Source organism: Microbispora sp. H10670 (genome assembly GCF_014161385.1).
Taxonomy (GTDB): domain Bacteria; phylum Actinomycetota; class Actinomycetes; order Streptosporangiales; family Streptosporangiaceae; genus Microbispora; species Microbispora triticiradicis.
On the sequence record NZ_JABBWW010000086.1, the window covers coordinates 1 to 1,217 of the forward strand.

General features: G+C 71.2%; 2 pseudogenes. One reads left to right on the forward strand and one right to left on the reverse strand.

Features of this window, described 5'->3' with window-relative positions:
* Nucleotides 1–262 (reverse strand): annotated as a pseudogene (locus HHX33_RS34630) (hypothetical protein); the annotation flags it as partial.
* 699 nt (nucleotides 263–961) lie between these two features.
* Between HHX33_RS34630 and HHX33_RS34635 the strand changes: the two are divergent.
* Nucleotides 962–1,217 (forward strand): annotated as a pseudogene (locus tag HHX33_RS34635) (1,4-beta-xylanase); the annotation flags it as partial.

Below are 1,217 nucleotides of genomic sequence, written 5' to 3' on the forward strand. Positions count from 1 at the left end.
CGGCGGCCAGGCGCTGCCACAGCCCGATGCGGTAGCCGCCCGGCACCTGGGTGCCCTCGGTGATCGAGTCGCCCAGCGGCATCACCCGCACCCCGCCGTTGGACTCCGCGCTCGCGGCGCCCGCCCCGAGCACCGTACCGAGCACCGGCAGGGCGAGAGCCAGGAGGATCGCGGCCAACCGCCTCGTCCGCATGAGCCTGGTGGCGCCGGCCGTGGCGTCGACGCCGACGGTGGGCCAGAGCCGAACGCGAGGGATCTTCATCAGTACTCCCGAAGAATGTGATCTATTAGGAGAAATCTTCTGTTAACGCTCACACTGGCTGTCGTGGCCGCGGATGGTGCTTGGGGCTTGCGGGAATCGAGCACGGGTGCGAGGCGGGCGGCGCGTCGGCGCGCCGACCGGAGCCTCGGCGGCCCTCTGCGGCGGGGGATCACCCCACCTCCGTGCACGAAGGCGAGTCAAGGCTTGTTAACGCTCACACGTACGCTGCCGGGCCCGCCCTTCTCATAGGCGTCGATGTCGGTGGTGGTGCGGCGGAGCCAATACGACGGGGTCAGGTCCCGTCAAGCGAGCCGGATCCGCCCGCCCGGGCGCCGTGCCGCCGGGCGGGCCTCAACTGCTCCGATGGGCGGGCGGCGCACATGCCGAGGTGGGCGGGGTGCTGAAACATTCATCAAGCCGGCACCGTCCCGAAACGGATGACGAGGCGGCGGGAAAGCGCGGTGGCGGTGCGTGCCACGCGCCCGGCGCGTGCGGCTGCGGCAGGGAGACGGCTCCAGCCTCTCCGACGCAGTCTTGACACGTTTCGTGGAGATTTCCAGACTGACTTTCCGAAGCGGCCTCTTTCTGCCGGACCTGGTGGTGGACGGCGGAGGCCGCCGTTCGTGACGCCGATCGTCGTCCCCGCGGGGGCGCGTCCTCGCGTTTCCCTTTCAGTGATGCAGCAGTGGAGGCTCAGGCATGAGCGATTTCCCCCTATCCGCCGGTGGCGCCAGGCGACCGCTCAGCGGCCCACGCCGGGCGCTGGCCGCCGGGGCTCTCGGCGTACTCGGGGTGGTGACGGCCCTGTCGGCCACCCTCCCGGCCAATGCCGCGGCGAGCACCCTCGGGGCGGCCGCCGCGCAGAGCGGCCGCTACTTCGGCACCGCGATCGCGGCCGGCCACCTGAACGACTCGACCTACGTGGCCACCTGGGACCGGGAGTTCAACGGGGTCA